Below are 977 nucleotides of genomic sequence, written 5' to 3' on the forward strand. Positions count from 1 at the left end.
TGCTGGTTTTTGGAGGAGAGGCGTTAAGCTACCGGGTTTTAGGGCGTATCCTGGAAAGTGGTTCACCGTGCCAGGTCGTTAACCACTATGGTCCGACCGAGACGACGGTAGGAAAGTTACTGCATATGATCAAACCTGACGGCGGGTATGAGCAAAAGGGCATACCGATCGGCAGGCCCTTTTCCAATACCCGTGTCTATGTACTGGATGCTGGCGGGAAAGTAAGCGCGACCGGTGTTGCCGGGGAGCTTTATATCGGTGGTAAAGGTGTAGCGCGGGGTTATCTGAACCGTGCTGATCTGACCTCGGAGCGTTTTATCGAAAGCCTCTTCCAGCCAGGTGAGCGCCTTTACCGGACGGGTGATTTGGTACGCTGGCTGCCTGAGGGCAATATAGAATACCTGGGGCGTGTAGACGACCAGGTAAAGATCCGGGGTTACCGGGTCGAGCTGGGCGAGATCGAGAAGGTGATGAGCAGCATCGAAGGGGTAGGGCAGTCAGTTGTCGTTGTGCGTGAGGATAGTATGGGCCAGAAGCGCCTGGCAGGCTACTACCTGGTCAGCCGGTTGAGCCGTGAAAAGGTGAGTGAACGGCTCCGGGAGCTGCTTCCTGACTACATGGTGCCATCGTCTCTGACAGAGCTGGACAGCTTCCCGCTGACAGGAAACGGAAAAATAGATAAGCGTTCGCTGCCCGAGCCAGACAACATGGCTGTGGCGGACAAATCGCATATCGCCCCACAGGGCGCCATTGCGGTGGGCCTGGTAGGGATCCTTGAAGAACTTTTAGAGGTATCAGGGATTGGTATGGGTGATAACTTCTTCGAACTGGGCGGGCACTCGTTGCTGGCGATCCGTTTGATATCTGCCATCCGTAAAGAGCTTGGGATCGAAGTAACAATCGGCGCAGTCTTTGACAACTCAACGATCGGGGATCTTTGTTCGCACCTTGCATCGGGCCTGGATCGGAGTGTTCTG

General features: G+C 55.3%; 1 protein-coding gene. It reads left to right on the forward strand.

What is annotated here, in order from left to right; genetic code table 11:
• A partial coding sequence (locus tag AAHB90_RS32430) for a non-ribosomal peptide synthetase (protein ID WP_342089482.1) occupies nucleotides 1-977 on the forward strand: 977 nt, incomplete at both ends.

This window comes from Dyadobacter sp. OTU695 (assembly GCF_038440355.1).
GTDB lineage: Bacteria > Bacteroidota > Bacteroidia > Cytophagales > Spirosomataceae > Dyadobacter.